Genomic DNA, 22956 nt, shown 5'->3' on the forward strand with positions numbered 1-22956 from the left:
CATCAAAATTTTAAGCATTATGGCACATAATATCAATTTCAACGAGAGAACAGGGCGTTATTCATTTTTCAGCGTTCAAAAAAAAGCGTGGCACAACTTGGGGCAAATCGTGGAGCAATACCCGACAAGCGAGGAAGCTATCAAATACGCAGGGTTAGATTACGAAGTCATAAAATCCCCACTATTTACAAAAGGTTCGGGCATTATCGAAACTGCCAACGGCATAGAGATAGGCAGTAGCGAATTGGAAGTACCTAACTATTTCGCCAACATACGCACCGATAACAACGCAGTATTGGGCGTAGTCGGCAAGGATTACCACATAGTACAAAACCGTGAAGCCTTTAATTTCTTTGATGCTATTGTAGGTGGTGGCGAGGGGATTTTATACGAAACCGCAGGAGCGTTAGGCAACGGAGAACGCATTTTTATCACAGCCAAATTGCCCGACTATATCCGTGTAGGTAATGGCGATGATGTAACAGAAAAGTACATTTTCCTAACCACTTCGCACGATGGTAGCGGAAGTATTACAGCCGCATTTACGCCTATCAGAATTGTTTGTCAAAACACCTTAAACGCTTCGTTACGCAGTATGACCAATGTAGTCCGTATCAAGCACACTTCGGGGGCAAAACAACGTATCGAGAATGCTCACAAGATTATGGGACTTGCCAACACATTGAGCAACCAATTAGAGGGCATTTTCAACGAATGGGCAAAAGTAAAGGTAACAGACCGAGAGGTAAGAAAGCTAATACAGTTGGCACTTTGCCCAAATAAAGAAACGCTTGACCTAATCAAAAAAGGTGCGGATGATGAAATTTCCACCGTGTTCAAAAACACCGTTGAGGATGCTTTTGCTTATGCGATGATAAGCGATACACAGCAAATGGACACTACCAAAGGCACGTTGTTCGGAGCGTATAATGCTGTGACAGGGTACTATCAGAACGTGAGAAATTACAAGAACGATGAAGCCAAGTTGCAAAGTATTGTATTGGGTGGTACTGCCCAACTCAAATCACAAAAAGCATTTGAATTGTGTAGTGATTTTGCCTTAGATGGTGCGGAAATCCTAAACCTTAATTAAATAACAACAGGCTACCGCCTTAATCGGTGGTAGCCTTATAAAACAACGGATATGAAAGCAAAAACAATAGAGGAAGCAAAAAGTATGGCTAAAGACAAGAGCCTTGAAACACAATACAAAGACGAAGCTATTTACATCATCTATTGCAGTAGAACCGAGTATTTCTATGTAGATACCAATAGCCTAATACGACTTTGGGAACAGCTATTTGGCTATTATGAAAATGGAGTTTATACCGCTGAAAAACCACACTCATAAAGCTATGCAAGTAACAGATTTGAACGGTTGCCCCATTGAGATAACGAACCTTAAAGAAGCCATTAAAATGGCAAGGCAATATAAAGAGTACCGACACGAGGACAAAAGTTTTTCAGAGTTCGACAAAAAGCTAAAAGCCTATTGGACGGATATGTTTGAGAAACTGACAACAATCAAAAAACGATTAGACGAAACTTTAAAATTTTAGAACAATGAACACAAATTTTTTCAATCAGATACAGCAGTTGGACTTTACAGGAGTTTTACAACTGAACATTTCAAAAGGAATAGAAAGCAACTTAATCGTAACAGTATTGCTCAACAACGAACAATGCGGAGATAGTGCCAAAAACGGTATTCCCCCATTGACATTTAACGCCACGCCCCAAGAGTTTGACGAGGGTTTTTTTGAGCAGATAACCACACCTATACAAAAGGTATCGGGCTTAATGGTGGATATGGAGAAATTCTTAAAGCAATTGGAAGAAGTTAAAAAGCAATCGGCAATCGAGAAAGAAAAAGCCGAAAAGGAGAAAAAGGAAAAAGAAGCCAAAGACAAGAAGTTTAAAGATGCTATGGCAAAGGCTGACGAGTTGGAGAAAGAGGGCAAGTTCCGTGATGCGTGGATGAAAGTACCCGATATAACGGAGTTCCCCGAAAAAGCGGACGAGATACGCAAGCGTAAAACATCATTGTCCGACAAGTTTGCCACACCAAGCCTTTTCGGGGCAATGGAAGAAGCAAAACCCGAACCGCAAAAAGAGGAAGAAGTTACTGCCGATTATCCTATTGATGAAGCGGACGAAGAAGAACAGTATTAACACTTAAAAACGACCATTATGTTATTAGCAACCCAATTAGAGCGAGTATTTATCCTCAATGATAAAGGACAGGACATCAGACTGACCGACCCAGAACCACGTTGGAGCGTGGAAGCCGTAATGAATTTTTACGCCAATATGTACCCGATTTTGACAACAGCAAAAGCATCCGCACCGCAAATCAAAGATGATGCGGTAGAGTACAAATTTGAAAGCGTAATGGGTACGAAAGGTTAAACAAAAATTATAAAACGATGAATTATGCAACGCAATATCATATCGGGAACAATCAGCATACCCGAACAGAAACGACAACAGCAGTTACACCGACAGTTGGGCGAGTTCGCAAATTGGCTACAAAGACCAAAGGACGCAAACCAAGTGCAGAAAGACAAACAGAAATCCGTACCAATAGCAATGCTACCAATGGTATTCTAAAGTGTACGTTTCTGCCTAAACTGAAAATAGCACAATCCGTACAGGCTTGTCAGAAAACGGAGAGGGATTTTTACAAGTCCCTTTCCCGACTTGCTGAACATTACAGCATTGAGCCAATGCAGACCAAAGATTTTGATTTTCCATACAATATAACATTGTCTATGTGGGATATGGAAACCAAAGTAAAACGTACCAACATAAATTGGGATAGTTTCAAATTGGTACAGGATAGTAAGAAAACCTTTTTTGTGAGCGAGGAAAGGTATAATGTAGGTACAACCTTGTATTATATTCCTATTGCACCACTCTTTAAAATGCTCAAAGACCCGAAACGTAAAAAGACCGCACAGGTACTTTTATCGGTATGCAGTTATCTGTACCATATTGCCGATGTACCGTATTACAGGCAGGAAGACAGCTATTTGTATTGGTTGTATGAAACGCATAAAGATTGGGTAGAACAGGATGATGAAACAGACGAAACCGAAACGTATAAAAGTGAGTTGAGAAATGCCGAATATATTGGCGACAATATAGAACAAAAGCTATTTAACCGTATCAATCTAAAGGTATTTGAACAGCGTTTGAGCCGATTTAAAAGCCTTGATACATTCGACAGGGAATGTTGGCAGATAGCTTGTAATGCTTTTGTCCTTTATACGGAATATCCGAACGCAACCATTTTCAGAAATGCACCATTGCCCGAAGAAGACCCCTATAATGATGATTACGAAAATGAAGCAATCGGAATGGAAAAGTATATCTCTTTTATTTCCGATACCAAAGGTTGGTTATATGAAAGCCTTAAAGAAAGCATCAACAACGAGTTTAACGAGTGCGGAGTATTGGAAGAACCGACCATTTGCAAAGCCTTTGACGGAAGCAAAATAAAGACAAACAACCTTGATTTTGAAAACCGCCTGTTTACCTTATTGGACGACCTATGCACTCTATTGTATGACTATAAAACAACAGAAAAATGAACACCATAAACAACATAACCAAAGATTTCGGCACATTGTACTATCCAAAATCCGCTTTGGTTTTCTATGAAACCAAAGGAACAGATACAGCAATGTACGTGGAGCATTTCGATATGGATAGCAACGGAACGCCTACCAATGCCCACCCATTGACAGTAAAAGAAGCCAACGTATTATCAATGGCTTTACAGACCGATGAAGAAAAGAATAAAGCCTTTTTAAAGCCAAAGGGAATTTTGCCGACAAACATTTTGCATATCAATCAGAGTGCAGAAAATGGTGCGGTACTTTGGTACACCAAATCAAAGCAAAGGCAACTGTATTTTGTAGATAGTTTGGGCATACCCAACGGAAAGGCACAAGTACCGCCAATGCTTTGGTTAGCGAGCAAAAGCAGTCTTACTGTATTTGCTTTGGCAAACGACAGAAGACCCACCGAGAAAACGCCATTGCATTACGTTCCTTTCTTCAATATCTATGAAAAGGGCAATGTATGTATGGGTACTGTTAGTATTGACATTAAAAATTCGACTTCGGTTGAGGAATTTATACAGGCGTGGGAACATTATTTTTTCAATTCCTATTTCAGCCATTCATTATGCGAGAACCTCACGAAAAAAAACATTGTAAACCTTTGGAAAGACCTTATCAATACTGATAAACCTTTTCCGAAAGAAGTATTAAAAAAGAATAACAAAACCCTTAAAAATCTATTGTGATGAATACAGCAAAAACAGCAATCCATTTTACGGACAATTATCTGCTCAATCCGACAAACCCAATTTCGGTAAACCTTATCGGGGCAGGTGGCACAGGCTCAAAAGTATTGACCGCTTTAATGGAAATAAACGAGAGCTTGATAGCGTTGGGACACGCAGGGTTGCAAGTCCGCCTTTGGGATGATGATGTTATCACGAGTGCCAATTTAGGCAGACAGCGTTTTTTTGAAAGTGAAACAGGATTGTACAAATCGGTTGCATTGATAAACCGTATCAATCGTTGCATCGGTACAAATTGGAAAGCCGAAACGGTAAAATTTGAAAAGGACAAGTTTGGCAGAATACCCGAAAAAGCAAGGGCAATCATTACTATTACTTGTGTGGACAATGTACAGGCGAGGTTTGGCGTTGCTGAAATTCTTAAAGAAATAAGTTACCGCAGACACTACCAAGATGAGCCGAAATATTGGTTGGATTTTGGCAACAGCCAAGATACAGGACAAGTGCTACTATCTACTATCGGAGAGATAAAGCAACCCAATTCAGAGAAATACCAAACGGTGGCAAGCCTGCCATTTGTTACCGATGAATTTGGCGAATTGCTGAAGCAATCCGAACAAGAGGATAACACGCCAAGTTGCTCACTTGCCGAAGCGTTGGAACACCAGGACTTGTTTATCAATTCCTCATTAACCCAAATGGGTTGTTCTTTGCTGTGGAACTTATTTCGCAGGGGAATGACTGAATACAAAGGATTTTTTCACAATCTGAAAGATTTCCGCACCCACCCGATAAAAGTCGCCTGACCCGAAAAGTCGGGCGGCAAAAAGACAGATCCTCCCGATGGTCGGGACAGTCTTTTTGCATCAAATCGGTGCAACCCCTTTGTCAAAATGCACCGCTACACAATTTCCTTTCTCTACCTTTTACCAAACAGGTTGCGACATTATTGTGTGGGATATTCATTATCCCAATGATTAGGTATGCAATGACTTCTTTTCTTTTCACATAAGCGACCAAAGAAAAGAAGCAAAAGAACGCCGCTTGATTAGAACAGATATTTTATACTATTATAATCGGAACGTTACTTATTACTGAAATATTCCTGTGCAATTTCCGCTACTCCCACACTAAAATATCTACCGCCATTGGTAACAACATCAATAGCTTTTTTAAAATCGTCCGTATCGCTACCAATGAGCAAATAACCTGTAAAACCAATTTCCAAAAGAGGTTTTACGGCTTTTTCTGCATCAATATCATTATGTGCAATCAGGTTAATGGTTGGATATTGTGTTCTCAATTCTTGAAGCTGTGCCAGCACATTCTTATTGTAAAAATCAAGGTCAATAATACAAACGTTGGGGAGTGTTTTTAATGCTGATAATTGGGATAGTCCGTCTTCAATGTTTTCAGAGCGGAACGATACTTCAATTCCTGAAGCAGCGAGGTCGTTGCAGGTCAAATCCAAAATCGGGCTTTTATCATTGATAAAGGCGAGGGTAATTTTTTTTTGTGCTGTACCAGTTTCCATATCATTACTTTTTTGAGTTGATGTAGCCCTGCACAAAAAAAAGAAGCGCAGGCAACCACACTTACCGATACTGAGGCACTGGTACGCCTTAATCCCCGAATAAGCGAGCGCCCACGCCTATGACGTGAGCGTTCTTACTTATTGTCTTGGGGATACAAAAAATTACCAGTTTTCAGTACCAAGACCTAAAGCAAAAACACTTTAAGTATTGTTATATTTTACATAGCAAATATACTAAAGTCCTTCCGTTGAAACATAGTCAGAACAAAATTAATTACAAGCAATGTCTGTCATTGGCTATATAGTTCTGTTCTAAGACGGTCAGAATATCACTTTCCTTATAGATTATCTTGCCCCCAATTTGTATAAACGGCAGGATATTATCGTCACGGTATTGCTGTAAAGTCCGTTTGCTGATATGGAGCAGCTTGCATACATCTTCGCCCGACAAGTATATTTCTCCGTTCATTACAGGACGGTAGTTTTTCAATATTTCTTCAATACGGTTTCTCAACTGCATTATCATTTCCTGATGGGCGATGATTTCTTCCGTTTCATTCGTCAGTAAATCCATTGTCGTTGGTATTGTACGGCTGTCCGGCTTCGAGTAAAGCCTGTACGTCCGAGCGTTTATAATAATTCTTGCGGTTCAGTTTGGAATATGGCAATAAGCCTTTGTCCTTATAGGTCTGCAAAGTCCGTTTGGTAATGTTCATCATCAAACACACTTCCTGGTTGTCGAGCCATTGCTCTTCTTTGAAAATCGGCGTGTATTTCCGTACAGCATTTTCGGTCATTTCCAAAATTTCCCTTAGCTCATTTTTCATTCCGTCCAATGCGGATTTTTGTATTGCGATAACTTCCATTTTTTGCTCATTTTTTCTGTGGAAGTCGAAGATATTAAGGGGTGTTACAGGGTTGGAAAATGTAGTATTGATTGGCGTTGAAAGGTAGTGTTTGGCGGTTTACTACCTCTGTAAACAAAAAATCGGATAACCTTTTGGCTATCCGATTTGATATTGCTTATTCACAATATTTAAGCAAAGTATTTTTTTAATTTCTCTGGTATCTCTACATTATCAGTTTGCAAAATATTTTTATATTCAATGGTAATGGTACTACCATCAATAAATATATTATTAAATCTTTCCAATAACCAATCAGAATTATCTCGTTGATTATAGTGCTCAACTAATCTCATAATTATATCCTTATCGGACGGGCAATTTTTGATTATTCCGGAAATAATATCAGCTCTATCGTTTACCCATAAATATGACTTATACCCAATAAAACTAATGTTGTTTAAAATCACTTGTTTAAAAGTATCTAAGATGCCATTTCCTGATAATATCTGATGCTCATTGATGGTTGGAGAATATTCTCTTATAGCATTTAATATAGTTTTATTTGCTTCTGCTATTTCATTTTGTGGGATTAAACCATTTCTTAAAAAAGAAGTATATAATCCTAAAATGTTGTTGCAAGAAGTTAATTGTGTTTTCCAAAATTTTCGGACTTCTTCCTCATTAAAATTAAAGCTCAAAATTTTATCAGGATGGTTCGACAGAAAGTCTTTTAAATAATACTTATTGGCTTTGACAATAGCAATCAAACTATCGTTTACAAAACCTTTATTTACCTCTAAACTTTTACTAATTAGTTCCTGTTTCCTTATAGATAAGTCGAAATCCCATTCTCCATTATTTAATAATGCTTCCCAAAAATGTTTCAATTTTGACCTTTCTACTGAAAATTCAATCTCTTGAATTAATGGAGAAATGTCTTTATCCGGTGGAGTAATAGTTGGGTCAAAATGTTTATGAATTTTATTTATCAGAGATTGCATTCCACCCTCTATTGTTATTTTGGACATATTACTCTCTATAAATGCCCAAAAAGCCTCAATATGAAAAGTGTCTATAATATTATCCTTGTAATGAGCGCAGTCATTCCTTCTATCTTTCCAATATTTTATTTGTAATCGTAGATTGTCATTAAGGTTAAATATTGGGTCTTTAGTGCGTTCTTTTGTAGTCTGGTCAGTTTTTTCTTGTTGTTGAGTTGCATCAAATACACTTGCTTCCCACAAGTCTTCATTTTGTAATTTTGAGATTATTTTGTCCCATTCCCCTTGGGGAAATAAGTTTGGTTTAGTTCCTCCAATTATTCTTTCCTTCAGTATCGTCAGAAAAGCCAAATATGAAAATAATAATGAGGCTCTATTCGCTCCAGCTTTATAGCAAGTAACGGCATCTGTAAATAGTACATTTACATCTTCTGAAAAATTATTATTATCAATCCAATTTTCAATTCGTAGTTTCATTCAAATTATATTTTGCCTAAAGCTGTTTAAGATACTACAAAATTATACAAATATCTTAAGTGGCAACTTGAATGAGCAGATTGATTATCGAGGGTTTTGTATCTCCACTTTTTGCAGTTCCTTTTCCTTTTTCATTTGGCTGTAAGTCCATATACAGACAATACCGACAACAATTAAAGCATAGGCAATCCATTTGCCGATACGTTCTATAAAACGGGTAAATACAGATGCTTCAAAACTCGAAAATCCCTCTGCACCCATACCATTACGCCTGTAAAATTTCCTGCGGTTTATCCAATAAATAAGCACTATCGCAATAACGATAACAATAATACCAAACACCAATTGAGCCGTAACTGTATCCATACCCGTTAAGATTATAATTCAAGTAAATTTAAACAAAAAACAACGTACACCGAAAGCTGAAAAGCAAAAAACCGACCTGTAACAGTCGGTTTTGCTTTTATATAAGTAGCATTAATCACTACTGTTGAACTGAAAGCTCAACTGCTTTTCGTTACCGAAGTTATCCGAAATCCAAACCTCAAAGGATTGTGATACGGTAGATGACGAAGTGTAATACAACCGGAACTGCTCCGTTGGCAACGAATACAAATCGTTTGGCAAATACGGTGGTTCGTCATAATACCGCAATGTGCCTTGACCGTCAAATTGGAAGTAGCGGAGAAAATATTGCGTATTGCTGTAATTGCCTGTTCGCTGTATGGTAATCCGTATCTCTACGGTCTGCCCACTGGCAACATCTTTGGGTACAGGCATTACTTTGACCTCAAAAGGGAAATCGTTCTGTATTTCGAGTTCATCGTCTTTGCTACAAGATACCAACGTAACCGAAGCTGTGAGGATTGCCAAGAGTACATATATTGAGCTTAATCCTATCCTGAATTTATTGAATATTGCTATCATTGTTTTTACGTTTTAAAAATTAAACCTTAATCCCACGCCTGCGGACGGTCGGAACTGTTCCAAGTCTGTACCCCACAAAACCTTTGTACGCCCTTGCAGGACTAACACAAAACGGTCGGACAGGTACGTTTCAAATGTGAGCCGTCCACCAGCTCCGTAGATAAAATTATCCTCGCTCAAAATTTTTGCTCCGTCATACAACATTGCTTCGCCACGGTTGATACTTTCGTAACCGACTACACCTGTTATTCCGAAGTTCAGCGTGATGTTCTTACGGGCATCGCCCAAGAGGAAGAAGCTGTAACCGCCCTCTGCGGTATAAGTTTCCTGCGGTATGCGGAGGGCTTTATAATCGTGGTATTGATGAGTGTATTCCAACGCCCAAAGCTGATAGTTACCATTTTTGCCGTTTACGGTCATTGCTACATTGATATAATAATCGTTACCGATTTTATCATTGGACAGCACACCCGTACTCACTTCCAATCCTTTCTGTTTAGGTAACATTCTTTGTGCCTGTGTGACCGTGATGGCCATAAAGATGAGCATCACGGTATAGATATACTTTTTCATATTATTTACTTTAAAAGGTTATTAAAATTTCAGGTGCATATCGTTAATCAAACGGGCTTTGATTAAGTCGGAATTTTCTATCTGGAGCGTTTGATGCCTGCCTCCGTTTTTCTCGAAAATCTCAATCAGCAGTACCTTGTCATCGGCAATGGTAAATTGGTCTAACAGGAAGACGTTTTGTTCGATTGTTTTTCCGGCAATGTCGTCCAGTGGCTTGTAAGTCCTAAGCGGTATCATCGGGCGTTCCTGTACTACGGTACGTTTGGCTACCTTTTTATCCACTACCTTGAAATTCACAAAATCAATCTGAAATGGCACATTGGTACGGTTTCTCAATTCCGTATGGAAATAGTATTTGCCGTTGTGTATGTAAATGCCTTTGAGGATAAACTGAATACCGAAGCTCTTAGCCCCGATATGCTTTACAATACGTTTGTCTTTCTTGTAAATCGTTTCCAACAGCAAGCCTGCCAATGACGGAGAATTGTTGCCCAATTCTTCAAAAAGCACATCGTTACCATTGGCTTTATCTACTGCCTTTTGCATCGTGAGCAGGTCATAGCTCATTGCCTCCGGATAGGAACTGTAATACACATTGAAGCTGTAAAAACGCCCGTCATTGGTAATGACAGAAAAATTGGTTTCGGGTTCAAAATCCCTTACCGATGCTTTTACACGCAACACGTTTTCCGCATCTTCCGCTTTCCCTGCAATCAGGTATTCGCTACCCAAATCCACGTAACGAATGGCAGTCGGGAAAATCAGGTGCGAAGTTTTATCGTAGGTCACTTCCATTTTATACGGTTCTATCTTGCCCAATGCAAGTTTAGTTCTTGCACTATCCTGTGCGTAAGACTGTACGGCAAAGCCGAGTATCAGGGCAAATGCCCAAAAGATTTTTAAATGATTTTTCATTGTTTTATTTATTTGAGTTCAACATTATTTTTTAGATACAAGGAAGACCTGATGCCCTGCTTTTAGCGTAACCTTTGGGGTTCTCACCTTTTTTGTGAAATAGCCCGAAACACCCTGTACCACGCCACGGCTTAAATCAGCAGCAACCTGTTGTCCTGCATTCTGCGTGAGCATTATGCTTGTTCCCGAAGTCTGGCTCATATTGCCCGCCATTTCGGTAAGGGCGTTCATTTCCGGCGAATACGGAACGTACAAGCCTTGCTGTCCGTCCAAATCGTAAATGGTTATATCAACCGGAATGATGTTGCCCTCTAATTCTACGGAGGTAATCTTTAGCTGTAATCGACCTCCCTGAAATTTGGCATTAGCTGTTACAATCGTTCCTTTCGGAATGGTACGTTGAGGCGTTTGGGCTGGCTCTAACAATCGCAATCGTACCCCTGTTTCGCCGATAACCGTTTGCGCATCGTGTACACAGGCTTTGATACTGTTTTTCGGTTGTGCCGTTTGCTCAATAGAACCTGCGGTATAAAAGCCCCGGTTTCTTGTTTCGCTCCAATCGGCTAAAAAGGCACTGTCCGTAGGCTCACGATACAAAGCGGAAACGGTGTTCTTTCTTGTAGGTGTGAATGCCACAAAATGCTCCTTTTGAGTTGAACCTGCGGTAGCCGTACCTGCATCCTTAGCAGGTGGAACTTCTGTCGAATTTGTACCCGTTGGCAGATACTTTGCCGCCATCTGGTAGGATTTCTCCATTAGGGCAAGCTGGTCATCAACGGTTACAGATTTAGGCACATCTTTCTCGGCTAATTGTTCTTTTAGTTCGTCCAATTGCCTGCGGAGTTCTGTTGTTTCAGAGTTGTTATCCTGATAAAATGAACCCAATGTGCTTTGTGCATTGCGGTAACTGCTCAATGCCGGATTGCCGTTTCTGCCCGAACCTCTGCCACCGCCATAGCTGTTGCTTTCGTCTTCTTCGGGAAATTCATCATTAGGCTCTTTTTTGTCTTCAGTATTCCAATAGTCAGAAAGCGTGGTAAGTGCATTGCGTTTTTCTTGCTCTTTGCGTTCCAGCATTTCCAACTCATAAGCCTTGCCTTTGTCGGCAGGCATTCCTGCTCCGGTAGCCTCTGGTACTGCATCGTTCAGCCCAATGTTCTCGATTTCCTTTTTGTCTGCGGATGGTTTAAATATGAGGTACATACAACCTACGAAGACAATTCCCATTAAGCCAAAGATGAGCGGCTTTTTGAGCTTTTCGGCTTTGTTCTGTGTACCGTCTTGCGGTACATCAGCGGTTGCTGCCTGGTTCCCTTCCGTTACCCGAACAACCGACTTTTTGTTCTCATTTTCTTTCATAAATCTTGTTTTTTAGAATTGTTGATAATGTGTCCTGCAATCTTGCAGGGCTTTCACTTTTTTTGAGGACAGGGTTTTCGATATGCTCAATGACCATATCGTTACCCGACTTTGAGGTATCGTACCATACTTTGCAAATGACCCCTGCCGTAAGCAGTAGATACCCCACAAAAAAGTAAAGTGTGTATTGGTGCTGTTTCCGCAAGGGCAATGCCCGCCAGCGTTCGTCCAGCTTGTCAAAGTACCTGTCCATATTTGCTCTTAGTTTTTTCATAACCTTACTGTTTCTGTTGTTATAGCTTGAAACGCTTAGGACTTTGACCTGCCTTTTGCTTCGGTTCTTCATTGACCAAAGCGACTGCCTCAACCGCTTTGGGTGCGGATATTACAGACAGGTTTGTCAGTTCCGATTTTTTCAGCAGTTGCCCAAATTGGTCTTTCCTTGTAACCTCCATTCTGTTGAGCGAGAATTTGCCGTTCAGGTATTTTACCCACATACTGCATTCTACACTTGGCTTGTCTTCGCCCGACCATTGCAGGTAGCCCGTCAGCAACAAGTCCTGTTTAGGCAAACTATCTGTACCTTTTTGGCAGTTTTCGAGGTATTCGCCGATACTTTTCTTCAACTTTCCGGCATACGCTCCCTGCGTATGGAAATAGCCGTTATATCCTTTATCGGTAAGGATTTTTGCAAACGTGTTTAAATCTGATAATGCTTCCATAAGATTGTTTTTTTAGCGTTCGATAACTTCTATATCCCTGTTTTCTATCACTGCAAACTTTTCGATGTTGAAGCCTTGCGGGTTGTTGTCCGAACGGACAGAGTTCACGAGATAGCAGGAAGTAATCAGGTTACGCCTGGTCACGTTGCTCGAACGGATAATGAATTGTTTGGCGTAAGTACGCACCGCATACGGATAGGTGTCGAAATTGCACACGACACTATCCACCTCAATGCGTTGCTGTACATTCCCCGAAATAATCCTGCTGTAATAACCCTTTTCCGACAGGTCTTTGTAATAATCAAAAGCTGATTTATCGGCAAGGTTGAATGCCCTGCTCATATTGCTTTCGATAGCGTTCTTGTCGGGAGCAAGCGTAAAAAAGAGCTCGTGAAAACGTCTGACGTGCTCCCTTGCTTCCACAGGTCGGTTGATACTTGCATCTTGCGATAAGGCAAGCATCAACGATTTTCCATTATCCAGCACATAGATTTTTTGGCGTTGTTCGTCTGCAAAGCTGTAAGATTTCCAAAGTGAAAATCCTACCACGCTTAGGCAGAGAACGGCAAATACAATGGCATACAGCCGTATTTGCCTAAAACTGTTTTCGATATTTCTTAATGTTTTAAATTCCATTTTTAAATGATTTGATTGTTTTTATTTCCCCATTAACCTGCCACCGATATTTCCAACAGCCGAACCTGTTCCTGCTCCGGCGATATTTCCGGTTTTCATTGCCGCTTGGTTTACGTTACGGGTAAAGTTTCCTGCACCGCCTGCCTGAATAATCCAGCCTGTTACCGTTGGGATAGTGAAGTAACCCACGATACCGATTATCATAAAGATGATGTACACGGTATTGGATGTGTCGGGTATATAGGTCGGGTCGGCAAGCATTGCTATATCCTTTTCGATAATGAGGGATTGTATTTTGGCAAGCATAGAGCTGAACAGGTCTGCCACGGGCAACCACAGGTAAACGCTGACGTATCGGGTCAGCCATTGCGTGAGCGTGGACTGAAAACCGTCCCACACGCTTATCGCAAAGGCTATCGGCCCGAGTATGGACAGGACGATGAGAAAGAACGTCCTTATGGTATCAATAACCAAAGCTGCCGCCTGAAACAGTACCTCTAACAGATTGCGAAACCAATTCTTAATAGCTTGTTCGGTTTGGTAGGCAAACCTATCCATATACATTCCCGACATCGTAATCAAATCGCCGGGCGACCAGCCCAATTCTTCGAGCTTTTTATCAAATTCCTCATTTGATACGAGATAGGCTGTTTCAGGATTTCGTAGCATAGCTTCCCGTTCCAACAGGTCTTTTTTCGCCTGCAAATCGTTGAGGTCAAGCACCTGATTTTCGAGGATTGTGTGAGTACCCTGTACCACCGGACTTAACACGGCATTGATTGTTCCCAATACGATAGTTGGGAAAAACATAATGCAAAGCCCCAAAGCGAAAGGACGGAGCAAGGGGTACATATCAATGGGTTCAGCCCTGCTCAAAGCCTGCCATACTTTTATGGCAACATAGAACAAAGCCCCCAATCCGGCTATCCCTTTAGCCACTGCCGCCATATCGGCGGACAGTGGGAGCATCTCATCATATAATGAGCGTAGGACTTCGTGAAGATTTTGAAATTCCATAACTACCAGTATTTTTGGTTAGGAGTTCCATAGAGGTCAAGCACTCTTTTGGTATTGTTCTGCTTTTTTGCTCTTAGAATACTTACAGAGATATTCTTATTGGTATAGTAGCGTACCAAGCTGTGGTATTCCTTTACTTCTTTGTACACTCTATCAATAATATCCATACGCTCTTTGTCGTTCAGCGAAAGGCTTGATGAGGTTACAATCTGTTTGAGTTCTTTCAGCAGTTCGGTACTTTCATTCAGCAATGCCGAATAACCATTGCTGATAGCTGCCAATTCCTGTGCAGAAAAATTCGGGTCGTTCATCATCTTACCGAAGTTGGTAACATACATTTCGGATACGTCACCGACAAGCAATACAGTCTGCTGTACCTTACGTGCATCTTTTACAAGATTATTTACAGCTTGTAGCTTGTCGTAATACTCCTTACCCTGTTTATACACCTTTTCCACTTCCTTGAAATTTTTAATTACATTGGATACCGTGGAAGAAGTCTGTACGATTTCATTCGCACTGTTGAGAATACCCGATGCCAGATTTGTGGGGTCGGTTACTACCCATTGTGCTTTTGCGGACGGTGCTACGGCGAGCATTAGTGCCGTACACACCATAAAAAGGAACTTTTTCATTTTTATGAATTTTAAAATGTTAATGACTATTGATTTGCTTTGTCACGCCTTTGCATTGCGATATGCTTAATGGCGAGTTCTACGTTACCGTCCAATTCGGAAGCTAATTGCATTACCTCCATTTTTTCGGTTTCTTCTGTCGTGTATGCGAGGTATTCCTCCAAACTAACTTCGGTGGCATAGACTGCCGAGTTCGTACCACCTAAGCCAATCCAAACCTCTTTGTACAGTCGGCTTGCATCGTTGTTCATATTGATTGAAAGTACCTGACCTTTTTCCTTATCTGTAAGCCCCAACATTGCCTGTATGTCATCGAATTTATTCATATACTTACGCTGGTCTAAGAGGATTTTACAGTCGGAATTGTTGATGATACTTTCTTTTACAATGGGCGACTGGATAATATCATCTACCTCTTGCGTAACGACAATCGCCTCTCCGAAGAATTTGCGGACGGTTTTAAATAAATATTTTATATATTCCGCCATTCCTTCTTTGGCAATCGCTTTCCACGCTTCTTCAATCAGGATGAGTTTTCGGATACCTTTCAGCCTCCGCATCTTGTTGATAAAAACTTCCATAATGATGATTGTGACTATGGGAAAGAGGATTTTGTGGTCTTTAATCGCATCAATTTCAAACACGATAAAGCGTTTGGAAAGCAGGTCTAACTGCTTATCGGAGTTCAACAGATAATCGTACTCTCCGCCTTTATAGTAGGGTTCGAGAACGTTTAAAAAATTTGCTATGTCAAAGTCTTTTTCCCTTACCTGTTTTTCTTCGAGTACCTTGCGGTAATCGCCTTTGACATACTCGTAGAAACCGTTAAATGATGGGTAAACATCGTCCGTTTTGATACGTTCGATATAGCCGCTTACGGCATTGGAAAGAGCAACCTCTTCAGAACGGGTTGGCGGTTCATCATCACGTTTCCAGAGTGTCAGTATCAAAGTCTTGACACTTTCCCGCTTCTCAATGTCGAACACGCCATCATCGGTATAGAAAGGGTTAAAGGCAATGGGATTGTCTTCGGTGTATGTAAAATACACGCCGTCTTCGCCTTTGGTCTTTCCTTTGATGAGTTCGCATAAGCCCTGATAACTATTCCCTGTATCCACCAACAGGACGTGAGCACCCTGTTCGTAGTATTGCCTTACCATATGATTTGTGAAGAACGATTTTCCCGAACCCGATGGCCCCAAAATGAATTTGTTGCGGTTCGTGATAATGCCACGCTTCATAGGCAGGTCGGAAATATCCAAATGGATAGGTTTTCCTGTAAGCCTGTCAGCCATCTTGATACCGAACGGCGAGGGCGAATTGTGATAGTTGGTTTCTTCTGTGAAGAAGCACAAGGCAGGTTCGATAAAAGTGTAAAAACTTTCCTCACTCGGAAAATCGCCTGCATTGCCGGGCATTCCAGCCCAAAACAAAGTGGCTACGTCTGTAGTGTTGTGGCGAGGCTTACACTCCATCAATGCCAATGCACTACCGCAATCGTTCTTTAACTGTTTCAGCTCCGCAGGGTCTTCCGACCACGCCATAATGTTGAAGTGTGCCCTGATAGACGACAGACCGAAGCTGTGGGCTTCGTTCAGGTATTTTTCTATCCACTCTTTGTTGATTTGGTTTGCCCTGCTATACCTTGCCAAAGAGTGCATATTGCGGGCGGACTTTTCAAACTTTTGCAGGTTGTCTTCGCTGTTATCCAAAAACAAATATTGGTTGTAGATATGGTTACAGCTAAGGAGTAATCCCACGGGAGCAGCGAACGACAAACGGCAGTCGCTCCGGTCGGTGGATAGCTTTTCAAAACGGGTATCAGCCGATACCGTTCCGGGCAAATCGTCTGTATCGGACAAGGTGTGCAGGCTCAACCTTTTGTTTCCGATACGGACTTCTTCCGTTCCGAGTGCGATGTCCTGCATTGGTGTTCCAGATTCCCTTGATAACGTGAGGTACTGTTCCAGTAATCCATGTGTATCTTCTGTTCCGATGATTTCATCTTCGGTCAGACGTTTCAGGGTTACAAAACCGCTATCGTTCACGATACGCTCAAACTGGGCGACCGCCTCCATAAAGCGGTGTATCGTTTCCTTGTTCCTGATTTCCTTTGGTATCAGCGTACCTTTACATAGCGATGAAAAATTACTTTGCATCCGCATTCTTTCCTTAGTGGTCTTGGTCAGGAACAAGTAACAGTAGTGATTTAAGAACGGTCGCTCATTGAAATGGCGTTGATAGGATTTAGCCAAAAAACTTTGGTTATCCTCTGCCAAATCGGGCGCATAGCTTTCTTTGATGTACCAATCCTGTTTGTGAATGACCGTAAAATCAGGCAAGGTTTTGATAGCCTTGTGCCAGGCGGAGTGAATAGCTTCGTATTCCGCAGAAGCTACCGTGAACAATTCCGGCAAGCGTACTTCAAAGCAGGCGGTAATGTCCGCATCTTTGGATAAGATGCAGTTGTTCTCCACTGCCAACAAAGGGAACTTGTTTTCCAGTGTGGTGGTCTTTGCTACATTTCTCATACGGCATTCTGTTTAGGTGTGAATTTTAAATAGCGGTGTACAGGCTTGCGGCAGATGATGTAGCGGGGATGCCTTTTATTGGCTCCAATTTTCATCAGCCCGTGTTCGCCGTACTTCCTGTTCAGCGAAAAGGTCTGCCATACAATGAGCGAAGCACCGCCTGCCCCAAGAAAAAGGCAGATGTAGGAATTAACCCCGGCCATGTAAAGTATCATGACCAGGATAAGGGTTCCGAGCAGTCCGCCTGCAAAAATGAACAGGTATTGTGCTTTCAGCCCTTTAAATTCCACCGTTCTCCCAATGCCTTTGTTGATGTTATAATTACTCATAAGGCAACGGATTAAAGGAAGAATGAACGCAGGATGGTAGCTGCAACAATTAAGAAGATACACGCACCAAACCAGGATGCTGCAGTCTTCGATGTGTCGGGGTCGCCCGAACTGAACTTGTTATAAACCTTAACGCCCCCTATCAAGCCCACGACCGCACCAATGGCGTAGATTAATTGGGTTGCGGGGTCGAAATAAGACGTTACCATTTGAGTAGCCTCGTTGATGCCAGCCGAACCGTTTCCCTGTGCGAACGCACCAATTCCTGACAGAATTGCCACGGCTGCCAGCAAAACTTTTTTTCTCTGTTTTTCCATAATTGAAACACATTAATTTGTTATTGTTATCCCGCACCTTGCGGACTTTCGGGACAAAGGTGTTTCAGAAATCAGGGCGTTATAATAAAGTGGCAGTCAAAGGAATGATTTGGCAGTGAGTGGCTGAATTGCTGGATCTTCTTCATGAAATAGGGAAGATAATTTTATTATTTGAAACTATCTACAAAGAAATATATTTGTGTATTTAAATATTATCCTGTATATTTGCTTAAATTTGAAACGGAATACAAAATTGAAAATGCAATTAAAAGATATATCCCATTTGCAATTTGGCTTTTATGACAAGCCAAAAGAAAAAGGTGCAGTTATCTATCTTCAGGCTAAAAATTTTAATGATTTTGGGCTGTTTGATGGTAATGGAGATGGATGGGTTGAAATAACAGAAAAGTCCAAAAGCCATCTTTTAGAAGAGGGAGATGTTTTATTTGTGGGGAAAGGGATGCGAAATTTTGCTTGGAAATACAGTGTTGATACAGGAAAAGCAATTGCTTCCTCTATCTTTTTTGTTATCAAGCCGAAGTCTGATCTTGTTGATTCAGACTATTTGGTTACGATTTTTAATTCGACTAAGTATCAATCATTTTTTCAGTCCCTTGGTGCAGGTAGCTCTATTCCTTCTATTCGTAAAAATGAACTCGAAGCAGTAGAAATCCCTCTTCCTCCATTAGAAGTTCAAAAAAAGATAGCCAAGCTAAGTGATTTGCATCGAGCAGAATTAGCTTTGACAGGAAGGTTGATAGACGAAAAAAATAAATTATTTCAAGCAGTAATAAATGATATTTTAAAATAAAATGGAAAAGAAGCTCACTCAAAAAGAGATTAACAATATAGTATGGAAAGCCTGTGATTCATTCAGAGGAGTGTTAAGTAGCGGACAGTATAAAGATTATGTGCTGACGATGCTTTTTGTAAAGTATGTTTCTGATGTATGGAAAGACAAGAAAGCATTTTACACCGAAAAGTACAAAGGTGATAATGTGCGTATAGAACGGGCTTTGGCAAATGAACGATTTAAGCTTCCTGAAAATGCAACTTTCGATTATTTATTTGAAAATCGTAATGATGTACAATTAGGTGATTTAATCGACCGTGTTCTGGAACAAATTGAAGATTCCAACCGCTTGAAATTAGCAGGTGTTTTCAGAAATATTACGTTCAATTCAGAATCAAATCTTGGGCAAACAAAAGACCGTAACAGAAGACTGAAAAATTTGCTTGTCGATTTTTCTGAAATGGATTTACAGCCTTCGCATTTGGAAGGTAATGATGTGATCGGTGATTCTTATGAGTACCTGATTTCAATGTTTGCGGGTGATGAAGGAAAAAAATCAGGAGAATTTTATACCCCAAGTGAGGTTTCTACCCTATTAGCGAAGCTCCTTACTCCTGAAGCGGGTAATAGATTAAATGACCCAACCTGCGGTTCGGGCTCCTTATTGATTAAGCTATCCAAAGAAGTAGGATCCGGAAACTTTTCTTTATATGGACAGGAAGTAAACGGAAGCACTTGGGCTTTAGCTCGTATGAATATGTTTCTGCACGAGATTGATAACGCTACCATTGAATGGGGAGACACCATAAATAACCCACGCCTTTTGGAAGGTGATCAATTAATGAAGTTTCATATTGTGGCTGCAAATCCACCTTTTTCATTAGATAAATGGGGAGCGGAAAATGCGGTCGCTGATCAATACAATCGTTTCCATCGAGGTGTTCCTCCAAAAAGCAAAGGTGATTACGCCTTTATTAGTCATATGATTGAAACCACTTATGAAGATATTGGTCGTGTTGGTGTGATTATGCCGCATGGTGTATTGTTTAGGGGAAGCAGCGAAGGTAAAATCCGTCAGCAGTTGATTGAAGAAAATTTATTAGAAGCTGTCATTGGTTTACCTGCCAACTTATTTTTCGGGACTGGTATTCCAGCTGTTATTCTGATTTTCAACAAAGCAAAGGAATCCAATAAAGATGTTTTGTTCATTGATGCGAGCAAAGGTTTTGAAACAGGTAAAAATCAAAACAAACTGAGAGATATAGATATAAAACACATTGTTGAAACATACAAAGCTTTTAAAATCAGTGTTCCTCTTGCTACTGATAAAGGTAGTGTAATTGAAGACAAATATGCTTATCGAGCGCCCTTGAGCGAAATTAAAGAGAACGATTTTAATCTGAATATCCCTCGCTATGTGGATACGTTTGAAGAAGAGGAAGAGGTGGATATTAAAGCGGTACAATCAGAGATTAATACACTAAAGCAACAGATTGATGATGTGGAAGCAGAAATGGCTAACTATTTAAAAGATCTGGGATACTAGTATGGATAAAAAGACTGGATATAAGAAAACACCATTAGGAACAGTTCCCTCTAATTGGAATATCGTTGAAATACTTGAGGTTCTAGAATATGAACAGCCGAGCAAATATTTAACGAATAATATCAACAAGGTAAACAACTTGAACAACATGCCTGTATTAACAGCTAATAAAGCTTTTGTTTTAGGTTATACCGAAGATCAGGATGGTATATATAACCCTGATAATCCTGTAATAATTTTTGACGATTTTACTACTGCTAGCAGGTATATTGACTTTCGCTTTAAAATTAAATCTTCAGCCATAAAAATTTTAACAGCAAAGGCGGGTAACGACACAAAGTTCTTATATGAGAGACTTCAGCTAGTAAAGATTAATACTGAAGATCATAAAAGACGGTGGATTTCAGAATTTCAAGAAATAGCTATAGCGTTGCCGCCAATTAACGAGCAAAATGAAATTGCAAAACTTTCATTTACTTGGGATAGGTCAATTAGATATAATGAGCAATTACTTGAAAATTTTATAAATCGCAGACGTGCTCTTGTTTTAAAATTGACTTCTGACATCGGAATGAACGTAGTTTTAACACCGCTTGCAAAAGGAGTTATTAAAGTTAAAACAGGTTTTATTCCTGAGAAAGAAATTTTTTATCAAGAAATTGGTATAAGATCTCATGCTAAAGGCATTTTTCATAAAGAACCAGTAACAGGAAAAAGTTTAGGTAACAAATCCGTGTTTTGGATAGAACCCGATTGCTTTGTTGTAAATATTGTTTTTGCATGGGAGCAAGCAATAGCAAAGACAACGGAAGCAGAGAGAGGAATGATAGCTTCACATCGTTTTCCTATGTACAAACCTAAAGAAGGGGTTTTAGATCTGGATTACCTGTTGTACTTTTTTAAATCAGCAAAAGGGAAAAACTTATTAGAGTTGGCTTCTCCCGGTGGTGCAGGGCGAAACAAGACGTTAGGGCAATCTGAATTCCTAAAACTCAAAATACCCGTACCTCCAATTGAGGAGCAGAAGGAAATTGTTCGGTTACTAAATACAGCAGATAAGGAAATCGAACTACAAAAGAAGAAAATAGAAGCGATTAAACAACAGAAAAAAGGTTTGATGCAACAATTATTAACCGGGAAAAAGAGATTGAAAATAAATACTATTTAACGCATGAATACATCTGAAACCTTTAAGGAGTTCCTCTCAAATATCAAAATAAGCGATGATAAGGCTGATACAATTTCTTATCGCTATGGGCGTATTACAAAATCTTTGAACACAGAATTTCGCAACACAGATTCTAAAACTGCAAATAGCTTGCAAGTTGGTTCTTATGGAAGGTATACGGGAATTAATGGGATTTCAGATTTAGACATGCTATATATTATGCCTGCATCAAAATGGGCAGATTATAACAAGTCCGGAGGACAAAGTAAATTATTACAAGATACTAAAACTGCAATTTCAAATACCTACTCTTCTTCTGATATTAAGGTGGATAGATGTGTAGTTACGGTAAATTTTACAGATTCCCATATCGATGTACAGCCAGTTTTTGAATTAGACGATCAAGACTACAAATATCCAGATACTTATGCTGATGGCACTTGGAAAATTACAAAGCCAAGAAAGGAAATGGATGCCATGGTCGAGTTTGTAGCCAATAAAAATCGAAACCTTAGAAGACTCTGTAAGATGGCCAGATCATGGAAAAATAAGCATGGGGTTTGTATGGGTGGGCTTTTGATAGACACGCTTGCTTATAATTTTTTAAAATCAACTACTTGTTATGACGAAAAGAGTTTTGCATATTATGATGAAATGTGTAGAGATTTTTTCAAACATTTATATGACCAGCCCAAGGATCAAAATGAATATGGTGCTTTAGGAAGCAAGCAGCGAGTGAAAGTTAAAAAGTCTTTTAAGAGGAAGGCAAAGAAGGCGTATGATCTAGCTGAAGAAGCGATTGATGCTGCTTCTGATAAAACGAAACATAATAAATGGAGGGATATTTTTGGAAATGATTTCCCGAAATATGTAAACGAAGAAAAAGAAGCCGCATCACTTAATTCCAGCTATAGAAACACCGAGGAATTTATTGAATCAAAATACCCTATTGATATTAGATACGATTTAAAAATAGATTGTGAAGTGAAGCAAAATGGTTATAGAGATGGTTTATTACGTGAATTTCTGTTAAAGAAAATTAGATTGATGCCGAATAAATCTTTAAGGTTTTATATTGAGAGAATAGATGTGCCTGCTCCTTATGTAATCAAATGGAAAGTTACTAACCGCGGAGAACAAGCAGTCAAGAGAAACTGCATTAGAGGACAAATAATTGATTTAAACTCTAGTGAGAAGACTGAAACTACAAGTTTTAAAGGTAGTCATTTTGTAGAATGTTATATCATTAAAGATAATATAGTAGTTGCCAGAGATTTAATTGATGTACCTATTTCTGAATAGTTTAAAAATATAGA

General features: G+C 39.9%; 29 protein-coding genes. 12 read left to right on the forward strand and 17 right to left on the reverse strand.

From position 1 onward, the window contains the following. The first annotated feature begins 19 nt into the window (after positions 1 to 19). Genes M2265_RS23850 through M2265_RS23885 form a run of 8 tightly spaced genes read left to right on the forward strand, consistent with a single transcriptional unit; the run spans position 20 to position 5118 of the window. Complete coding sequence (locus M2265_RS23850; RefSeq protein WP_132772562.1) at positions 20 to 1093, forward strand: DUF932 domain-containing protein; 1074 nt, start codon at positions 20 to 22, stop codon at positions 1091 to 1093. Positions 1094 to 1144: 51 nt separating this feature from the next. Beyond that, positions 1145 to 1351 carry a hypothetical protein gene (locus tag M2265_RS23855; protein WP_055133024.1) on the forward strand — a complete coding sequence of 69 codons (207 nt, stop codon included), beginning with the start codon at positions 1145 to 1147 and terminating at the stop codon, positions 1349 to 1351. A gap of 4 nt (positions 1352 to 1355) precedes the next feature. Continuing rightward, entirely contained in the window at positions 1356 to 1559 is a 204-nt protein-coding gene (locus M2265_RS23860; RefSeq protein ID WP_026357465.1) for a hypothetical protein, read from the forward strand. A 4-nt stretch (positions 1560 to 1563) separates the two neighbouring features. After that, positions 1564 to 2172 (forward strand): PRTRC system protein E, encoded by a 609-nt coding sequence (locus M2265_RS23865; RefSeq protein WP_055133023.1) that lies wholly within the window; start codon positions 1564 to 1566, stop codon positions 2170 to 2172. 18 nt (positions 2173 to 2190) lie between these two features. Next, positions 2191 to 2409, forward strand: a complete 219-nt coding sequence (locus tag M2265_RS23870) for a PRTRC system protein C (protein WP_055133022.1) — start codon at positions 2191 to 2193, stop codon at positions 2407 to 2409. Between the two features lie 17 nt (positions 2410 to 2426). After that, positions 2427 to 3593, forward strand: coding sequence for a hypothetical protein (locus M2265_RS23875; RefSeq protein WP_055133021.1), 1167 nt, complete (start codon positions 2427 to 2429; stop codon positions 3591 to 3593). Further along, positions 3590 to 4312 (forward strand): PRTRC system protein B, encoded by a 723-nt coding sequence (locus M2265_RS23880; RefSeq protein ID WP_055133020.1) that lies wholly within the window; start codon positions 3590 to 3592, stop codon positions 4310 to 4312. Before M2265_RS23875 ends, M2265_RS23880 begins: the two co-directional genes overlap by 4 nt. Next, positions 4312 to 5118: a PRTRC system ThiF family protein gene (locus M2265_RS23885; protein ID WP_055133019.1), complete on the forward strand. Its 807-nt coding sequence runs from the start codon at positions 4312 to 4314 to the stop codon at positions 5116 to 5118. Before M2265_RS23880 ends, M2265_RS23885 begins: the two co-directional genes overlap by 1 nt. Before the next feature lie 278 nt (positions 5119 to 5396). On the opposite strand, the gene M2265_RS23890 is transcribed toward M2265_RS23885, so the two are convergent. From M2265_RS23890 to M2265_RS23970, 17 genes are all read right to left on the reverse strand, one after another. After that, positions 5397 to 5846 carry a response regulator transcription factor gene (locus tag M2265_RS23890; RefSeq protein WP_055133018.1) on the reverse strand — a complete coding sequence of 150 codons (450 nt, stop codon included), beginning with the start codon at positions 5844 to 5846 and terminating at the stop codon, positions 5397 to 5399. Positions 5847 to 6120: 274 nt separating this feature from the next. Continuing rightward, the gene (locus M2265_RS23895) at positions 6121 to 6420 is read right to left on the reverse strand and encodes a helix-turn-helix domain-containing protein (RefSeq protein ID WP_019974910.1); all 300 of its coding nucleotides are present in this window, start codon (positions 6418 to 6420) and stop codon (positions 6121 to 6123) included. Further along, positions 6401 to 6712, reverse strand: a complete 312-nt coding sequence (locus M2265_RS23900; protein ID WP_019974909.1) for a helix-turn-helix domain-containing protein — start codon at positions 6710 to 6712, stop codon at positions 6401 to 6403. The genes M2265_RS23895 and M2265_RS23900 overlap by 20 nt, the downstream gene beginning before the upstream one ends. 170 nt (positions 6713 to 6882) lie before the next feature. Then, on the reverse strand, positions 6883 to 8172 hold the full coding sequence (locus M2265_RS23905; RefSeq protein ID WP_055133017.1) for a hypothetical protein: 1290 nt from the start codon (positions 8170 to 8172) through the stop codon (positions 6883 to 6885). Positions 8173 to 8256: 84 nt separating this feature from the next. Further along, positions 8257 to 8538, reverse strand: a complete 282-nt coding sequence (locus M2265_RS23910) for a hypothetical protein (RefSeq protein WP_019974907.1) — start codon at positions 8536 to 8538, stop codon at positions 8257 to 8259. 111 nt (positions 8539 to 8649) lie between these two features. Then, complete coding sequence (locus tag M2265_RS23915) at positions 8650 to 9099, reverse strand: DUF3872 domain-containing protein (RefSeq protein ID WP_034727225.1); 450 nt, start codon at positions 9097 to 9099, stop codon at positions 8650 to 8652. A 12-nt stretch (positions 9100 to 9111) separates the two neighbouring features. Further along, positions 9112 to 9672, reverse strand: a complete 561-nt coding sequence (locus tag M2265_RS23920) for a conjugal transfer protein TraO (protein WP_055133016.1) — start codon at positions 9670 to 9672, stop codon at positions 9112 to 9114. A 21-nt stretch (positions 9673 to 9693) separates the two neighbouring features. Continuing rightward, entirely contained in the window at positions 9694 to 10587 is an 894-nt protein-coding gene (traN, locus tag M2265_RS23925) for a conjugative transposon protein TraN (protein WP_055133015.1), read from the reverse strand. A gap of 24 nt (positions 10588 to 10611) precedes the next feature. Next, a complete protein-coding gene (traM, locus tag M2265_RS23930) occupies positions 10612 to 11946 on the reverse strand; it encodes a conjugative transposon protein TraM (protein ID WP_055133014.1) in 1335 nt (444 codons plus the stop codon). Then, positions 11933 to 12220 carry a hypothetical protein gene (locus M2265_RS23935; protein WP_019974903.1) on the reverse strand — a complete coding sequence of 96 codons (288 nt, stop codon included), beginning with the start codon at positions 12218 to 12220 and terminating at the stop codon, positions 11933 to 11935. Before M2265_RS23935 ends, traM begins: the two co-directional genes overlap by 14 nt. A 19-nt stretch (positions 12221 to 12239) precedes the next feature. Continuing rightward, on the reverse strand, positions 12240 to 12668 hold the full coding sequence (locus M2265_RS23940; RefSeq protein WP_055133013.1) for a hypothetical protein: 429 nt from the start codon (positions 12666 to 12668) through the stop codon (positions 12240 to 12242). 12 nt (positions 12669 to 12680) lie between these two features. Next, a complete protein-coding gene (gene traK, locus M2265_RS23945; protein WP_026357463.1) occupies positions 12681 to 13304 on the reverse strand; it encodes a conjugative transposon protein TraK in 624 nt (207 codons plus the stop codon). A gap of 21 nt (positions 13305 to 13325) precedes the next feature. Then, entirely contained in the window at positions 13326 to 14321 is a 996-nt protein-coding gene (traJ, locus tag M2265_RS23950; RefSeq protein ID WP_055133012.1) for a conjugative transposon protein TraJ, read from the reverse strand. Positions 14322 to 14323: 2 nt separating this feature from the next. Then, positions 14324 to 14956 (reverse strand): DUF4141 domain-containing protein, encoded by a 633-nt coding sequence (locus M2265_RS23955; RefSeq protein ID WP_019974899.1) that lies wholly within the window; start codon positions 14954 to 14956, stop codon positions 14324 to 14326. Positions 14957 to 14982: 26 nt separating this feature from the next. Continuing rightward, on the reverse strand, positions 14983 to 17487 hold the full coding sequence (locus M2265_RS23960; protein ID WP_132772564.1) for a TraG family conjugative transposon ATPase: 2505 nt from the start codon (positions 17485 to 17487) through the stop codon (positions 14983 to 14985). Further along, on the reverse strand, positions 17484 to 17816 hold the full coding sequence (locus M2265_RS23965) for a DUF4133 domain-containing protein (protein ID WP_055133788.1): 333 nt from the start codon (positions 17814 to 17816) through the stop codon (positions 17484 to 17486). The genes M2265_RS23960 and M2265_RS23965 overlap by 4 nt, the downstream gene beginning before the upstream one ends. 11 nt (positions 17817 to 17827) lie before the next feature. Continuing rightward, positions 17828 to 18133, reverse strand: coding sequence for a DUF4134 domain-containing protein (locus tag M2265_RS23970; protein ID WP_055133789.1), 306 nt, complete (start codon positions 18131 to 18133; stop codon positions 17828 to 17830). Positions 18134 to 18392: 259 nt separating this feature from the next. Between M2265_RS23970 and M2265_RS23975 the strand changes: the two genes are divergently transcribed. Genes M2265_RS23975 through M2265_RS23990 form a run of 4 tightly spaced genes read left to right on the forward strand, consistent with a single transcriptional unit; the run spans position 18393 to position 22942 of the window. Further along, positions 18393 to 18944 (forward strand): restriction endonuclease subunit S, encoded by a 552-nt coding sequence (locus M2265_RS23975; protein WP_055133790.1) that lies wholly within the window; start codon positions 18393 to 18395, stop codon positions 18942 to 18944. Between the two features lies 1 nt (position 18945). Beyond that, a complete protein-coding gene (locus tag M2265_RS23980) occupies positions 18946 to 20472 on the forward strand; it encodes a type I restriction-modification system subunit M (RefSeq protein ID WP_055133791.1) in 1527 nt (508 codons plus the stop codon). A gap of 1 nt (position 20473) precedes the next feature. Beyond that, entirely contained in the window at positions 20474 to 21640 is a 1167-nt protein-coding gene (locus M2265_RS23985; RefSeq protein WP_055133792.1) for a restriction endonuclease subunit S, read from the forward strand. A gap of 3 nt (positions 21641 to 21643) precedes the next feature. Next, on the forward strand, positions 21644 to 22942 hold the full coding sequence (locus M2265_RS23990; RefSeq protein ID WP_055133793.1) for an SMODS domain-containing nucleotidyltransferase: 1299 nt from the start codon (positions 21644 to 21646) through the stop codon (positions 22940 to 22942). The last annotated feature ends 14 nt before the right edge of the window (positions 22943 to 22956 follow it).

This window comes from Sphingobacterium kitahiroshimense, from assembly GCF_025961315.1.
In the GTDB taxonomy this organism is placed as follows: domain Bacteria; phylum Bacteroidota; class Bacteroidia; order Sphingobacteriales; family Sphingobacteriaceae; genus Sphingobacterium; species Sphingobacterium anhuiense.

Excerpts from the sequence above, each read along its gene's own strand:
- M2265_RS23885 (WP_055133019.1), top strand. The coding sequence starts at position 4,312 with ATGAATACAGCAAAAACAGCAATCCATTTTACGGACAATTATCTGCTC.
- traK (WP_026357463.1), bottom strand. The coding sequence starts at position 13,304 with ATGGAATTTAAAACATTAAGAAATATCGAAAACAGTTTTAGGCAAATA.
- M2265_RS23970 (WP_055133789.1), bottom strand. The coding sequence starts at position 18,133 with ATGGAAAAACAGAGAAAAAAAGTTTTGCTGGCAGCCGTGGCAATTCTG.
- M2265_RS23900 (WP_019974909.1), bottom strand. The coding sequence starts at position 6,712 with ATGGAAGTTATCGCAATACAAAAATCCGCATTGGACGGAATGAAAAAT.
- M2265_RS23910 (WP_019974907.1), bottom strand. The coding sequence starts at position 8,538 with ATGGATACAGTTACGGCTCAATTGGTGTTTGGTATTATTGTTATCGTT.
- M2265_RS23875 (WP_055133021.1), top strand. The coding sequence starts at position 2,427 with ATGAATTATGCAACGCAATATCATATCGGGAACAATCAGCATACCCGA.
- M2265_RS23890 (WP_055133018.1), bottom strand. The coding sequence starts at position 5,846 with ATGGAAACTGGTACAGCACAAAAAAAAATTACCCTCGCCTTTATCAAT.
- M2265_RS23895 (WP_019974910.1), bottom strand. The coding sequence starts at position 6,420 with ATGGATTTACTGACGAATGAAACGGAAGAAATCATCGCCCATCAGGAA.
- traJ (WP_055133012.1), bottom strand. The coding sequence starts at position 14,321 with ATGGAATTTCAAAATCTTCACGAAGTCCTACGCTCATTATATGATGAG.
- M2265_RS23880 (WP_055133020.1), top strand. The coding sequence starts at position 3,590 with ATGAACACCATAAACAACATAACCAAAGATTTCGGCACATTGTACTAT.
- M2265_RS23860 (WP_026357465.1), top strand. The coding sequence starts at position 1,356 with ATGCAAGTAACAGATTTGAACGGTTGCCCCATTGAGATAACGAACCTT.
- M2265_RS23870 (WP_055133022.1), top strand. The coding sequence starts at position 2,191 with ATGTTATTAGCAACCCAATTAGAGCGAGTATTTATCCTCAATGATAAA.
- M2265_RS23905 (WP_055133017.1), bottom strand. The coding sequence starts at position 8,172 with ATGAAACTACGAATTGAAAATTGGATTGATAATAATAATTTTTCAGAA.
- M2265_RS23975 (WP_055133790.1), top strand. The coding sequence starts at position 18,393 with ATGCAATTAAAAGATATATCCCATTTGCAATTTGGCTTTTATGACAAG.
- M2265_RS23965 (WP_055133788.1), bottom strand. The coding sequence starts at position 17,816 with ATGAGTAATTATAACATCAACAAAGGCATTGGGAGAACGGTGGAATTT.
- M2265_RS23985 (WP_055133792.1), top strand. The coding sequence starts at position 20,474 with ATGGATAAAAAGACTGGATATAAGAAAACACCATTAGGAACAGTTCCC.
- M2265_RS23980 (WP_055133791.1), top strand. The coding sequence starts at position 18,946 with ATGGAAAAGAAGCTCACTCAAAAAGAGATTAACAATATAGTATGGAAA.
- M2265_RS23940 (WP_055133013.1), bottom strand. The coding sequence starts at position 12,668 with ATGGAAGCATTATCAGATTTAAACACGTTTGCAAAAATCCTTACCGAT.
- M2265_RS23935 (WP_019974903.1), bottom strand. The coding sequence starts at position 12,220 with ATGAAAAAACTAAGAGCAAATATGGACAGGTACTTTGACAAGCTGGAC.
- M2265_RS23855 (WP_055133024.1), top strand. The coding sequence starts at position 1,145 with ATGAAAGCAAAAACAATAGAGGAAGCAAAAAGTATGGCTAAAGACAAG.
- M2265_RS23990 (WP_055133793.1), top strand. The coding sequence starts at position 21,644 with ATGAATACATCTGAAACCTTTAAGGAGTTCCTCTCAAATATCAAAATA.
- traM (WP_055133014.1), bottom strand. The coding sequence starts at position 11,946 with ATGAAAGAAAATGAGAACAAAAAGTCGGTTGTTCGGGTAACGGAAGGG.
- M2265_RS23920 (WP_055133016.1), bottom strand. The coding sequence starts at position 9,672 with ATGAAAAAGTATATCTATACCGTGATGCTCATCTTTATGGCCATCACG.
- traN (WP_055133015.1), bottom strand. The coding sequence starts at position 10,587 with ATGAAAAATCATTTAAAAATCTTTTGGGCATTTGCCCTGATACTCGGC.
- M2265_RS23960 (WP_132772564.1), bottom strand. The coding sequence starts at position 17,487 with ATGAGAAATGTAGCAAAGACCACCACACTGGAAAACAAGTTCCCTTTG.
- M2265_RS23850 (WP_132772562.1), top strand. The coding sequence starts at position 20 with ATGGCACATAATATCAATTTCAACGAGAGAACAGGGCGTTATTCATTT.
- M2265_RS23865 (WP_055133023.1), top strand. The coding sequence starts at position 1,564 with ATGAACACAAATTTTTTCAATCAGATACAGCAGTTGGACTTTACAGGA.
- M2265_RS23955 (WP_019974899.1), bottom strand. The coding sequence starts at position 14,956 with ATGAAAAAGTTCCTTTTTATGGTGTGTACGGCACTAATGCTCGCCGTA.
- M2265_RS23915 (WP_034727225.1), bottom strand. The coding sequence starts at position 9,099 with ATGATAGCAATATTCAATAAATTCAGGATAGGATTAAGCTCAATATAT.